This is a genomic window from Buchnera aphidicola (Periphyllus acericola) (assembly GCF_964019855.1).
In the GTDB taxonomy this organism is placed as follows: Bacteria; Pseudomonadota; Gammaproteobacteria; order Enterobacterales; family Enterobacteriaceae; genus Buchnera_J; species Buchnera_J aphidicola_BC.
This window is the reverse complement of the sequence record NZ_OZ026466.1, coordinates 376268-390868: the sequence shown is the minus strand read 5'-3', so window position 1 is coordinate 390868 and position 14601 is coordinate 376268. Positions and strand designations below refer to the sequence as shown.

At 21.4% G+C, this 14601-nt stretch carries 12 protein-coding genes; 6 read left to right on the top strand and 6 right to left on the bottom strand.

The window, feature by feature from the left end; translation table 11 throughout:
• Nucleotides 1-93: 93 nt before the first annotated feature.
• From nuoF to ndhC, 5 genes are all read right to left on the bottom strand, one after another.
• Complete coding sequence (gene nuoF, locus AACK90_RS01915; protein ID WP_339043149.1) at nt 94-1407, bottom strand: NADH-quinone oxidoreductase subunit NuoF; 1314 nt, start codon at nt 1405-1407, stop codon at nt 94-96.
• Complete coding sequence (gene nuoE / locus AACK90_RS01910; RefSeq protein WP_339043147.1) at nt 1404-1901, bottom strand: NADH-quinone oxidoreductase subunit NuoE; 498 nt, start codon at nt 1899-1901, stop codon at nt 1404-1406. The genes nuoF and nuoE overlap by 4 nt, the downstream gene beginning before the upstream one ends.
• Before the next feature lie 5 nt (nt 1902-1906).
• Complete coding sequence (nuoC, locus tag AACK90_RS01905) at nt 1907-3706, bottom strand: NADH-quinone oxidoreductase subunit C/D (protein WP_339043145.1); 1800 nt, start codon at nt 3704-3706, stop codon at nt 1907-1909.
• 90 nt (nt 3707-3796) lie between these two features.
• Nucleotides 3797-4468, bottom strand: coding sequence for an NADH-quinone oxidoreductase subunit B family protein (locus AACK90_RS01900; protein ID WP_339043143.1), 672 nt, complete (start codon nt 4466-4468; stop codon nt 3797-3799).
• Nucleotides 4469-4501: 33 nt separating this feature from the next.
• Nucleotides 4502-4894: an NADH-quinone oxidoreductase subunit A gene (gene ndhC / locus AACK90_RS01895; protein ID WP_339043141.1), complete on the bottom strand. Its 393-nt coding sequence runs from the start codon at nt 4892-4894 to the stop codon at nt 4502-4504.
• Between the two features lie 315 nt (nt 4895-5209).
• On the opposite strand from ndhC, the gene dnaK reads away from it, so the two are divergent.
• Both dnaK and dnaJ read left to right on the top strand, forming a co-directional pair.
• Complete coding sequence (gene dnaK, locus AACK90_RS01890) at nt 5210-7126, top strand: molecular chaperone DnaK (protein WP_339043139.1); 1917 nt, start codon at nt 5210-5212, stop codon at nt 7124-7126.
• A 124-nt stretch (nt 7127-7250) separates the two neighbouring features.
• Nucleotides 7251-8384, top strand: a complete 1134-nt coding sequence (gene dnaJ, locus AACK90_RS01885; protein ID WP_339043137.1) for a molecular chaperone DnaJ — start codon at nt 7251-7253, stop codon at nt 8382-8384.
• Between the two features lie 92 nt (nt 8385-8476).
• Here the strand turns inward: dnaJ and rpsT are convergent, their stop codons facing one another.
• The gene (rpsT, locus tag AACK90_RS01880; RefSeq protein WP_339043135.1) at nt 8477-8749 is read right to left on the bottom strand and encodes a 30S ribosomal protein S20; all 273 of its coding nucleotides are present in this window, start codon (nt 8747-8749) and stop codon (nt 8477-8479) included.
• Between the two features lie 198 nt (nt 8750-8947).
• Between rpsT and ileS the strand changes: the two genes are divergently transcribed.
• From ileS to carA, 4 genes are all read left to right on the top strand, one after another.
• A complete protein-coding gene (ileS, locus tag AACK90_RS01875; RefSeq protein ID WP_339043133.1) occupies nt 8948-11764 on the top strand; it encodes an isoleucine--tRNA ligase in 2817 nt (938 codons plus the stop codon).
• Nucleotides 11765-12250 carry a signal peptidase II gene (gene lspA / locus AACK90_RS01870; protein WP_339043131.1) on the top strand — a complete coding sequence of 162 codons (486 nt, stop codon included), beginning with the start codon at nt 11765-11767 and terminating at the stop codon, nt 12248-12250.
• Nucleotides 12251-12464: 214 nt separating this feature from the next.
• On the top strand, nt 12465-13274 hold the full coding sequence (gene dapB, locus AACK90_RS01865; protein ID WP_339043129.1) for a 4-hydroxy-tetrahydrodipicolinate reductase: 810 nt from the start codon (nt 12465-12467) through the stop codon (nt 13272-13274).
• Between the two features lie 164 nt (nt 13275-13438).
• Entirely contained in the window at nt 13439-14590 is a 1152-nt protein-coding gene (gene carA, locus AACK90_RS01860; RefSeq protein ID WP_339043127.1) for a glutamine-hydrolyzing carbamoyl-phosphate synthase small subunit, read from the top strand.
• Nucleotides 14591-14601 lie beyond the last annotated feature (11 nt).

Genomic DNA, 14601 nt, shown 5'->3' with positions numbered 1-14601 from the left:
GAAATAATAAATATTTATGTATTCTAATAAAATTTATAAATATTTTTTTTTTGTTTTTTTTTTAATTCTTTTTATATAATTTTTAAATATTAATTAAATTCCAGAAATTTTTTTTACAATTTTTTTTTTTATTTTTATAATTCCCTTTTCAAACTCTGAACGAAAATATTTTATTGCACTTTTTAAAGGTGATATCGCACCTGGTGCATGAGCACAAAAAGTTTTTCCAGGACCCATTTGAAAACATAAATTCTCTAAAATTTCTAAATCTCCTGAATTTCCATTTTTTTTTTTAATAGATTCTAAAATTTTTACAATCCATGGAAGTCCATCTCGACAAGGTGTACATAACCCACAAGACTCTCGAGAAAAAAACTTTTCTAAATTTAATACTAAAGAAATAATATTCACTTTATTATCTACAGCAAATGCTAACCCAGTTCCTAATCTACTTCCAACATTTTGTATACTTAAAAAACCCATTTTTACATCAAGATGTTTTTGAGTTAAAAAATCAGTTCCAGCTCCTCCAGGAAGCCAAGCTTTTAATTTTAAACCATCTTTAATTCCATGAGCATAATCTTCAAGTATCTCTCTTGCAGTAGTACCAAAAGGAAGTTCCCAAACTCCTGGATTTTTAACAGAACCAGAAAAACCCATTAATTTAGTACCAGAATCCTCATTTTTTGACAAATTTTTATACCATTCAACTGAATGAGAAATAATAGCTGGAATATTTGATAAAGTTTCAACATTATTAATACAAGTTGGGTAACCCCATAATCCTAAATTCGCTGGAAAAGGAGGTTTTAATCTAGGATTAGCTCTTTTCCCTTCTAAAGAATTAATTAATGCTGTTTCTTCTCCACAAATATATCTTCCAGCTCCAGTATGTAAATATAATTCAAAAGAAAAATTAGTATTTAAAATATTTTTTCCTAAAAAATTTTTTTTATATGCTTCTTTTATTGCTTTAATCAATATTTTTTCAGGAACTACATATTCTCCTCGTAAAAATATATATCCACATGAAACTTTTAAAGCAAAAGCACTAATTATAATCCCTTCAATTAATTGATGAGGACAATTTTCTATTATCCATCGATCTTTATATGTTCCTGGTTCCATTTCATCAGCATTACATATTAAATATCTTTTTTTATGTTCTTCATTTTTTGGCATTAAACTCCATTTTAATCCAGTTGAAAAACCAGCACCTCCTCTACCTTTTAATCCAGATCGTAAAACTTTATCAATGACACTATTAGAATTCATATCTTTTAAAGATTTTAACAAAGATTTATATCCATTTTTATTAATATATTCTTTAATCCATACAGTTTCTTTATCTTTTCTAAATCTCCAAGTTAAAGGATGCGTTTCTTCTGATAAATTTTTATATTTCATTTTATCGAATCCAATAATTTTAAAATAGAACTTTTGTTTACATTAAAATATGTTTTTTCATTAATCATAATAACAGGACCTTTATCACAAGCTCCTAAACAACAAATAGGAAGAAAGGTAATATTTTTATCTCTTGTAGTCTTTCCAAACTTAATATTCAAAGTTGTATTAATTATTTTTTTTATTTTTTTATATCCTAAAACATAACATACCATGCTATCACAAATTTTAATTACATAACGACCAACAGGTTTTCTAAAAATTTGACTATAAAAAGTCGCTACGCTTTCTATATCACTAATAGAAATATTTAATATTTCAGAAATAAATTTTATAGAACTATCAGAAACCCAACCATAATATTTTTGAACAATTTTTAAAGATTCAATTAACACTGATTGACTTGTTGGAAAATTATTTTTTATTTTTAAAATCTCAGATTTTATTAAAGAATTTATAAAATGTTTTTCTTGACTATTTTTTTTTTTTATCATTTTTTTTACCTATCTACATCAGACATAACGAAGTCAATACTTCCTAAATAAGTAATTAAATCTGATATAACACTACCATTAATTACTGAAGGAATTTGTTGTAAATGAGGAAAACTTGGAGTCCTAATTCTAGTACGATAACTCATCGTATTTCCATCACTAATTATATAATAACTATTAATTCCTTTTGTAGCTTCAATCATTTGAAAACTTTCTCCAACAGGAATAACTGTTCCCCAAGAAACCTGTAAAAAATGTGTTATTAAAGTTTCAATATTTTGTAAAGTACGTTGTTTATATGGAGGAGTAGTTAAAGGATGATCAGTTTTATAATCTCCTTCTGGCATATTTTTTAAACATTGATCTAAAATTTTTAAACTCTGATATATTTCTTCAACTTTTAACATAACTCTACTATAACAATCACTAATACCATTACCTAATGGAACTTCAAATTCAAAATTTTGATATCCTGAATAAGGTCTAACTTTTCTAATATCAAAATTTGCACCAGTTGCTCTTAAACCAGATCCAGTAACTCCCCAATTTAAAGCATCTTTTAAACAATAATTTGCAACTCCTTTAGAACGAGAAATTAATATACTATTCTTTAAAGCTATTTTTGTATATAAATCTAATCTTTTAGGAAGCCATTCTAATAATTCTTTTAAAGAAATGTTCCAACCTTGAGGTAAATCATGAGCAACACCTCCAATTCTAAACCAGGCTGGATGCATTCTAAATCCAGTAATAAATTCTATTACATCATATACTTTTTGTCGATCAGTAAAAGCTAAAAAAACTGTACTCATAGCTCCAACATCTTGAATAAAAGTAGATATATATAATAAATGACTATTTATTCTAAATAATTCAGATAACATAATTCTAATAAATTCAACTCGAGAAGAAACCTTTATTCCTGATAATTTTTCAATAGACAAAATATATGGCATTTCATTTACACATCCTCCTAAATATTCCACTCTATCTGTATATGGAATATAACTATGCCAAGATTGTCTTTCTCCCATTTTTTCAGCTCCTCTATGATGATAACCAATATCAGGAACACAATTAACTATTTTTTCTCCTTTTAATTGTAAAACGATTCTAAATGCTCCATGTGCAGAAGGATGATTTGGTCCTAAATTCAAAAACATAAAATCTTCATTTTTATCTTTTCTTTTCATTCCCCATTCTTCTGGTCGAAACTTTAAATTATTCATTTCTAAATCTTGTAACTCTTCATTTAAATAATATGGAGAAAACTCAGTTGCTCTTGCAGGATAATCTTTTCTTAAAGGATGACCTTTCCATCTCTTTGGCATAATAATTCTAGTTAAATGAGGATGTCCAATAAAAGAAATTCCAAACATATCCCAAACTTCTCTTTCATACCAATTCGCATTTAAAAAAAATTTTGTAATAGTATCAATTTTTAATTTTTTTTCAAATAAAGGAACTTTTATTATAATATCAGAATTATTAGAAATAGATAAAAAATGATAAAAAACAGAAAAATCAGATTTTGGAAATAAATTTTTATGTACACGAACTCTTTCATCAATGGCACTTAAATCAAATAACATATCATAAAATTTATTTTCTTGACATAAAAATGAGATAACTTTTAATAAATTTTTTCGATCCAACCAAACTATAGGACATGAAATTTTAGTTGATTGAATAAAAAACATTTTTTTACCAAAACGATTATATAACTCTTTAATAATAGAGGTTTTATAATATTTTTTACATTCACTATCATTTGAAAAAAGATTATTTTTATTAAAATCTATCATAAATTTAAGAACACCTTATTAGAAAATTCTAGAGAGTTAATAATAATTATTTTAACTATTTTTTTTAAAAAAAAAAAATAATTTTTAAAACTAAATTTCATTTGGATTTTTAAAGTCATACATAGATTTTACTCTTAAATGATTATTTTTTTTTTGAGATTTTAAATTAGCTTTATAAATTTTTTGATCTCCAATAATCCATGATAAAGGTCTTCTCTCTTTTGAAATAGATTTTTGTAAAAGCATCAATCCTTGAATATAAGCTTCTGGTCTTGGAGGACAACCAGGTATATAAACATCTACAGGAAGAATTTTATCTATACCTTGAACAACAGAATAAATATCATACATTCCTCCAGAATTTGCGCATGATCCCATTGAAATAACCCATTTTGGTTCTAACATCTGATCATATAAACGTTTTATAATAGGAGCCATTTTAATAAATGGAGTACCTGCAATTACCATAACATCTGCTTGTCTTGGAGAAGCTCTTAAAACTTCTGAACCAAAACGAGATATATCATGAACAGAAGTAAATGCAGTTACCATTTCTACATAACAACAAGATAAACCAAAATTATAAGGCCATAAAGAATTTTTTCTTCCCCAATTTACTAAATTATGTATAATTTTTTTTAAATTTCCAAAAAAAATATTACCTTTTAAAGATTTTTCAAGAGGATCAGAACAAATTTTTTTTTCTATTTTAGTATTTTTTTTTTTTTGATTAAAATGTATTTTTGTTAAAGTATATTTCATATAAAAATCTCTTTTTAAAAATAAAATTTATAATTAATTTCTTAAATTTTTATTATTTAAATACATACAATTTAATGCTTTAATCCTAAATAAATATAACAAAGATAATAATATCATAAAAATAAAAATTAATGCTTCTATAAAACCAGTCCAACCACATTCTCTTACACAAACAGACCAAGAATATAAATACATTGATTCAATATCAAATATTACAAAAAAAATTGCAATCAAATAAAATTTAATAAAAAATCTTATATGTACTCCACCAGTAGATGGAGTTCCAGATTCAAAAGGAATATTTTTAGATTTTGAGTAAGACCTCTCTCCTAAAATAAAACTCATGACTAAAGAAATAAAACAAAAGAAAAATACAAGAAATACAAAAAAAAATACACCAACATACTCAATTATTTCTTGATTCATAAAAAATATTCCTTTTTTTTTGTAAATTAATTTATAAAGTATATATAATTAAAAAATTAAATCTTCTTTTAAAATATAAGATTCTTTAAAATATATTTATCTCATGTAAAATAATAATTTTTAACGTATAATAACATTAATTAATAATTTTTTTAAAAACTGTTTTAAAAAAATAATTTATAAATAATCAATATAAAAAATTTTTTATAAAATACTTGAGGTCTTATAAAAAAGCCCACATTCTATTATTATTAAGAATTATATTTATAAAAAATTTTAATAAAAAATATTTTAACAATCAATATAGGAAAATATATGGGTAAAATTATTGGAATAGACTTGGGTACCACAAATTCTTGTGTTGCAATAATGGATGGTAAAGAAGCAAAGGTTTTAGAAAACTCTGAAGGAGAAAGAACAACTCCTTCAATTATTGCTTATACGGAAAATGGAGAAATTTTAGTTGGTCAACCTGCTAAAAGACAATCAGTTACAAATCCAAAAAATACATTATTTGCAATAAAAAGATTAATTGGAAGAAAATTTACAGATGAAGAAGTACAACGCGATATCGAAATAATGCCTTATAAAATAATTAAATCAAATAATAATGATGCATGGATTAATATTAAAAATAAAAAACTTGCTCCACCTCAAATTTCTGCTGAAATTTTAAAAAAAATGAAAAAAACTGCAGAAGATTATTTAGGAGAAAAAGTTTTTGAAGCTGTAATAACTGTTCCTGCATACTTTAATGATACACAAAGACAAGCTACAAAAGATGCTGGAAAAATTGCAGGATTAAAAGTAAAAAGAATAATTAATGAACCAACTGCTGCAGCTTTAGCTTACGGATTAGACAAAAATAAAGGTAATAGAACAATTGCTGTATATGACTTAGGTGGAGGAACTTTTGATATTTCAATAATAGAAATAGATGAAGTTGATAAAGAAAAAACATTCGAAGTCTTATCAACTAATGGAGATACACATTTAGGAGGAGAAGATTTTGATAGTAGATTAATAAATTATTTAGTAAAAGAATTTAAAAAAGACCAAGGATTTAACTTAAAAAATGATTCTTTAGCTATGCAAAGATTAAAAGAAGCTGCTGAAAAAGCTAAAATAGAATTATCTGCTTCTAAAGAAACTAACGTTAATCTTCCTTATATTACAGCTGACTCAAACGGACCAAAACATCTTAATATTAAAGTTACAAGATCAAAATTAGAATCACTTGTAGAAGATTTAATTAATAAATCAATAAAACCACTAGAAACAGCTTTAAAAGACGCAAAATTATCTATAAAAGACATAGATGATATTATTTTAGTAGGTGGACAAACAAGAATGCCAATGGTTCAAAAAAAAGTATCTAGTTTTTTTGGAAAAAAACCAAGAAAAGATGTAAATCCAGATGAAGCAGTAGCAGTAGGAGCAGCAGTACAAGGTGGAGTTTTAGCAGGAGATGTAAAAGATGTACTTTTATTAGATGTAACACCTTTATCTCTTGGAATCGAAACAATGGGAGGAATTATGACTCCTTTAATTAATAAAAATACAACTATTCCTACAAAACATAGTCAAGTATTTTCTACCGCAGAAGATAATCAATCTGCAGTTACAATTCATGTTCTACAAGGAGAAAGAAAAAAATCCATTGACAATAAATCATTAGGACAATTTAATTTAGATGGAATTCAACCAGCTCCAAGAGGAATGGCTCAAATAGAAGTAACTTTTGATATAGATTCTAATGGAATTTTACATGTATCTGCAAAAGATAAAAAAACAGGAAAAGAACAAAAAATTACAATACAATCATCATCTGGACTAAAAGAAGAAGAAATTAAAAAAATGATATCTGAAGCAGAAGCAAATGCGGAAGAAGATAAAAAATTTGAAGAACTAGTCCAAATTAGAAATCAAGGTGATCAAATTTCTCATAGTACAAAAAAACAACTAAAAGAATGTCAAGATAAATTAAGTGATACAGATAAAAAATCTATTGAAATAGCTTTAAAAAATTTAGATAATTCATTAAAATTAGAAAATAAAGAAAATATAGAAAAAAATATACAAGAATTATTGAAAGAATCTTCAAAATTAATTGAAGCAACTAAAACAGAACAAAAACCTGAACAAAATAATCAAAAAAATAAAAATAAAACAAAAAAAGATTCTAATGTAGTTGATGCAGAATTTGAAGAAGTGAAAGATAAAAAAAAATAAATTAAATTTTTAAAACATTAAAAAAATTGTAATAAATTAAAACGGACTCTAAAAAAAAATAAAAAAATAAAAAAAAGTCCGTTTTAAAAAATAATTTCACATTAGCAAGGTATATTTTAATCAAATGACTAAAAAAGATTATTATGAAATGTTAAATATTTCAAAATCTGCAAATGATAGAGAAATTAAAAGAGCATATAAAAGATTAGCAGTGAAATATCATCCTGACAGAAATAAAAATAGTAAAAATTCTGAAAAAAAATTTAAAGAAATAAAAGAAGCATATGAAATTTTAATAAATCCAGAAAAAAGAGAAGCATATGATAAATACGGACATTCTGCTTTCGATAATAATGCTTCTAATAATCAATATCATGAAAGTTTTACTCATACAACAGATTTTGGAGATATCTTTGGAGATGTTTTCGGAGATATTTTTGGAAATAGTAGAGAAGAAAATTCTAAAGGATCTGATCTACAGTATAATTTGAATTTAGATTTAGAAGATGCTGTAAAAGGAGTTACTAAAAAAATTTATATTCCATCTTTAAAAACTTGTAATAAATGTCATGGAAAAAAAACAGAATTTGGAACTGATCCAGAAATATGTAAAACATGTAATGGAAACGGAAATATACATACTAGAAAAGGTTTTTTTACTGTTCAACAAACTTGTCCAGTATGTAATGGCAAAGGAAAATTTGTAAAAAATCCATGCAAAACATGTTATGGACACGGAAGAATTAAAACAACAAAAAAATTATCTATTAAAATTCCTGCTGGAATAGATAATAACGATAAAATTCGATTAAATAATGAAGGAGAAATCGGAGAAAATAATGCTCCTGCAGGAGATTTATATATTAAAATAAAAGTTAATGAACATCAAATTTTTAAAAGAGAAAAAAATAATTTATTTTGTGAAATACCGATAAATTTTACGATGGCTGCATTAGGAGGTATAGTTGAAGTACCAACATTAAATGGAAAAATTAAATTAAAAATACCACCTGAAACACAATCTAATAAATTATTTAGAATTCCAGGAAAAGGAGTTCAATCTATTAAAAATAATTATATTGGAGATCTTTTATGTAAAGTTGTAATAGAAACACCAATAAACTTAAATAAAAATCAAAAAAAATTATTATATAAACTTGGAAAAAGTTTAGAAAAAAATAAAAATAAAAAAAATAGTCCTAGATCTAAAAGATTTTTTGATGGAGTAAAAAAATTTTTTGATTCGCTCACAAAATGAATTTTATATAAATCAGTATTATATTCTAAAATAAAATAAAAAAATTTAGAGATAATACTGATAAAATCAGTTTTTAAAATTATTTAATCAAATTAATTATTTTCATTAATTTTTTTAATTTTTATTAATAAATTAGATTTATATCGTGCTACTTTATTCTTATGTATTATTCCTTGCAAAGAATATTTATCTAAAATAGATTGCATTTGAATAAAAGAAAACATTGCTTTATTAAAATTATTTTTAGATATATAAAATAAAACCCTCTTTATATAAGTTTTAATTCTAGAACGTTTTTTATTATTTGTTCTTTTTCTTTTTTCAGATGCTATTGCATCTTTTTTTGAAGATTTAATATTAGCCAAAACATATTCCTTATATTAAAATATATTGTATTATATTCTTTTATTATACAAATAAAGTTTTTATATACAAAAAAATATTTAAAAAATTTTTTAAAATATTTAAAAAAAAAAAAATTGTTTTAAAAAATAAATAATTTTATATTTAAATATTTAAAATATAAAAATTATTAAAAAAGTATTAAAATAATGAGAAAAATAATGAAAAATTTTAAAAAAACTTTACAATTACCTCAAACAAATTTTTCTATGAGAGGAAATTTACCACTAAAAGAAAAAGAAATATTAATAGAATGGAAAAAAAAAAATATATATAAATCTATAATTAATTCAAAAAAAAAATTAAAAAAATTTATTATTAATGATGGACCTCCTTATGCTAATGGAAATATTCATATTGGACATGCTCTCAATAAAATTCTAAAAGATATTATTATTAAATTTAAAAACTTATCTGGATATTATGTACCTTTTATTCCATGCTGGGATTGTCATGGTTTACCTATTGAACATAGTATTGAAAAAAAATATAAAAAAAAATTCAAAAATTTTAGTAAAAAAAAAATTCGAGAAAAATGTAGGAAATATGCTCTTAATCAAGTAAAAAATCAAAAAAAAGATTTTATTAGATTAGGAATATTAGCCGATTGGAAAAATCCATTATTAACTATGGATTATAAAAATCAATCAAATATTATAAAAATATTATTAAAGATATTAAAAAAAAAATATTTATATCAAGGATTAAAACCAATACATTGGTGTATAGAATGTCAATCTTCCTTAGCAGAAGCAGAAGTAGAATATAAAGAAAAAACATCTGAATCAATTTACTTTTCTTTAAAATCTATTGAAAAAAAAAAAATATTACAAATATTTAATATAAATAAAAATATTATTATACAAAAAAAAATATATTTAATTGTCTGGACAACAACTCCTTGGACATTACCAGCAAGCCAAGCAATTTCTATAAATCCAAATTTTATTTATAAATTGATTGATACTAAAAAAAAAATTTTTATTATAGAAGAATCAAGAACTAATGAAATCTTAAAAATTATTAATATTAAAAAATATAAAATTCTTTCATCTATAAAAGGAAACAAATTAGAAAATTCAAAATTTTATCATCCTTTTTTAAATAATAAATTAGAAATAATATTAAGCAATCATGTTGTTTCAGATGTTGGAACAGGAATAGTTCATACTGCTCCAGCTCATGGACAAGAAGATTATATTGCTTGCAAAAAATATAACATATCTCCAAAAAACTTTATTGATTCTTTTGGAAACTATAAGAAAAAAATACACAAAAAATTAAATAATAAAAATATTTTTAATATAAATTTAATTATAATTAATCTTTTAAAAAAAAATAATTCTTTATTAAAAAAAAATGCAATAAAACATTCTTATCCTTACTGTTGGAGACACAAAACACCAGTAATATTTCGATCAACAAATCAATGGTTTATAAATTTAAATAGAAAAAAATTTAAAGAAAAAACAATAAAAATAATAAAAAAAGTTTCTTGGATTCCAAAATGGACAAAAGAAAATATGGTTTCTTTAGTTGATAAAAGACCAGACTGGTGTATTTCTAGACAAAGATCATGGGGAGTTCCTTTACCTTTTTTTATACATAAAAAAACTAAAAAATTACATAAAAATACAAAAATTTTTTTAAAAAAAATTATAAAATTAATAAAAAAAAATGGAATAGAAGAATGGTGGAAAATTGATAAAAATAAATTGTTAAAAAATGATTCAAAAAATTATAAAAAATCTAAAGATATTCTAGATGTATGGTTTGAATCTGGATGTATGTATACTTCTTCTATATATAAAAAAAATAAAAATCAAAAAAAAATTTCAAATTTATATATAGAAGGATCAGACCAACACAGAGGATGGTTTATGTCTTCCTTAATAATATCATCTTTATTACAAAAAACATCTCCATATAAAAAAGTTATAACTCATGGTTTTACAATTGATAAAGACGGAAAAAAAATGTCAAAATCTATTGGAAATACTATTAGTCCAAATTCTATAATTAAAAAGTATGGAGCTGATATATTACGTTTATGGGTTGCTTCTAGTAATTATTCTAAAGATATTTCAATTTCTGAAAAAATATTAAAACAAACAGCAAATTCTTATAGAAAAATTCGAAATACAGCTAGATTTTTTTTAGGAAACATATATGACTTTAATCCTAAAAAAAATTCTATAAAAAAAAAAATGTTACAAATAGATGTTTGGGCTATTAAAAAAGCATTTAAAATACAAAAAAAAATAATTAATTCATATAAAAAATATCAATTTCATAAAGTAATAAAATTAATATTAAACTTTTGTTTTATAGACATGAGTTCAATATATTTAGATATTATTAAAGACCGTTTATATACATCTTCTAAAAATGGAATAAATAGAAGAAGCTGTCAAACTACAATATTTACTATACTTCAAATGTTAAATATTTGGATTTTTCCAATTATTCCATTTACATCATATGAAATATGGAAAAATATTCCTAACAAAAAAAAATCAATAGATATTTTTAAAAAAAGATGGTTTAAAAAAAAATTTTCATATTCTGAAAAAAAATATATTGGTAATAAAAATTGGAAAAAAATTTTTAAAATAAAAAATGAAATTAATAGACTTATAGAAAAAAAAAAAGAAAAAAAAGAAATTAAAAATTCTTTAAAAATTTCCCTTACTATATTTTTAAAAAAAAAATTATTTAAAACATTAAAAGTTCTTGAAAAAGAATTAAAATATATTTTTTTAACTTCTGAATGTTTTATTAAAAAATTTTCTAAAGCACCAGAAAATTTAAAAACTAATAAATTTATTAAAAATATTAAAATTCAATTAAAATTAAATAAAGGAAAAAAATGTAAAAGATGTTGGAATTATTTTAAAAAAAAAAATGAATCTGAACTAATTTGTAAAAAATGTTTGTCTAATATTTTAGGAAAAGAAATAAATAGAGTATTTGCATAAATGAAAATTTTTTTTTTAAAAAAAAAAAAATTATATATTATTTTATTAAATTTTATAATATTTTTAGATTATTATATCAAATCATTAATCTTAAAAAATTTTGCAATTAATCAAATAAAAGTTATTTCATTAAATATAAATATTTTATATGTTAAAAACTATGGTTTAATCTTTGGACTTTTTTCTGTCATAAAAATATTTCAAAATAAATATTTATTCATAATTTATTTTTCAATTATTTTTTTATTAATTTTTAAAATATACAAATTAATTATAAAAAATACAAAAAATAATTTTTCATTAATTTTAATAGTAAGTGGTTCTATAGGAAATTTAATTGATCGAATAAAATATGGATATATAATAGATTTTATTGATTTTCATTATAAATCTCTTCATTTTCCTATATTTAACATATCTGATTTTAGTATATCTATTGGTATAATAATATATGTTCTAAAAATACTTAATTCAAAAAAATTTTAAAATTTATATAAAAAAATTTATCATCTAATTTTAAATAATTAAACATAATTATTTTTTTTAAAAAATTTTATATTAAATAAAATTATTATTAAAAATATAAAATCTAATATGAAATATTTAAAAAAATATAAATAAAAAATATTTTAAAAAAATTTTAAAAAAAAATTTAAAATTTTTTTTTAAATATATTAACAAATAATTTTAAGGAAAAAAAATGGAAAATAAAAAAATTAGACTTGCAATTTCTGGAGCATTAGGAAAAATGGGAAAAAGTTTAATTAAAGAATCTAAAAAAAATAAAAAAATTAAATTAAAATTACTTTTATTAAAAAAAAAAAATTCATTAAATATTAAAAAATTAAAAAAAATTATAAATACTAAAAAAAGAAATATATCTATTGAAGATAAAATAAAAAAAAATAATGATTTTGATGTACTAATAGATTTTACAAATCCTAAAAACACAATGAAAAATTTAAAATTTTGTTATAAAAATAATAAAAAAATAATTATTGGAACTACCGGATTAACAAAAAAAAACTATAAAAAAATAAAAAAAAAATCTAAAAAAATAAGTATATTACATTCACCAAATTTTAGTATTGGAATTAATTTAATTTTAAAACTTTTAGAAATTACAACAAAAAATATTGGTTTATATTCAGACATTGAAATTTTTGAATCTCATCATAGAAATAAATTAGATGCTCCTTCTGGAACCGCTCTTCATTTAGGAAAAAAAATAGCAAAAACAATGAAAAAAGATTTTTCTAAAATTTCTGTACTAAATAAAGATCATAAAAATTATAAAAGAAAAAAAAATGAAATAGGATTTAATAGTATTAGAGCAGGAGGAATTGTTGGTGAACATTCTGTTATGTTTATAAATAAAGAAGAAAAAATAAAAATACAACATCAAGCATTTAATAGAAAAACTTTTTCTAAAGGAGCAATTAAATCTGCAATTTGGATATTTTCTAAAAAAAATGGATTATTTACAATGGAAGATGTTTTAAAAAAATAATTATAGAAAAAAATTAAAAATATAAAATATGTTTAAAAATTATAAATCAAATTTCATTATTCATTTAAATTTTTTAAATAAAAAAAATAAAATTTTTTATAATACACTAATTTTTATATACTAAATAAAATTTTTTCAATCAACCAAAAAACTTTGGAGAAAATTTGAAAAACACAGCCGTTTTAATTCTTGAAGATGGAAGTAAATTTTATGGAAAATCTATTGGAGTATATGGAATAAATAACGGAGAAATTGTTTTTAACACATCTATGACTGGATATCAAGAAATTTTAACTGATCCGTCTTATGAAAATCAAATTATTACTTTTACTTATCCTCATATAGGAAATGTAGGAGTAAACAAAAATGATGAAGAATCTAAATTTATACATGCAAAAGGAGTAATTATAAAAAATATATCACCAATTGCAAGTAATTATAGAAGTGAAGAAACATTACAAGAATATTTAAAAAAAAAAAATATATTAACTATTACAAATATTGATACAAGAAAATTAACAAAAAAAATAAGAAAAACAGGTTCTCAAAAAGGTTGTATTGTATGTTTAAAAAAAATTCCAAATTTTAAAAATTATAAAGAAATTTTAAAATATAAAAAATTAAAATTTTCAAAAAAAAATGATTGTAAAAAAATAAAAATAAATAACATTAATAATAAAAAAAAATATCTTTATAAAAATTTTATAAGTTTAACATATGAAAAATTTTTAAAAATTAAAAAAAAACATATTGTTATTTATAATTTTGGAATTAAAAATAATATTATAAAAATGCTACTTAAAAAAAAATGCAAACTTACGATTGTTCCACAAAATACAAAATATAATGAAATATTACAATTATCACCTGATGGAATATTTCTTTCTAATGGTCCTGGAGATCCAAGAAAATTAAAAAAATCAATAAAATCTATAAAAAAATTAATGCATTATAATTTTCCAATGTTTGGAATTTGTTTAGGTCATCAAATACTTGGTTTAGCTAATAAAGCTAAAATTATTAAAATGAAATTTGGGCATCATGGAGGAAATCATCCTGTACAAAATGTTAAAACAAAAAAAATTATTATTACTTCTCAAAATCATAATTATGTAATAGAAAAAAATACCTTACCTAAAAATATTAAAATTACTTATATCTCTCTTTTTGATTATACAATTCAAGGAATATCTATCAAAAACAAACCTATTTTTAGTTTTCAAGGACATCCTGAATCTAATCCAGGACCAAACGATGCATCATTTTTATTTAAATATTTTATAAAACTAATAAATAAAAAAAAAATAAAAATTTAAAACGAGAATAA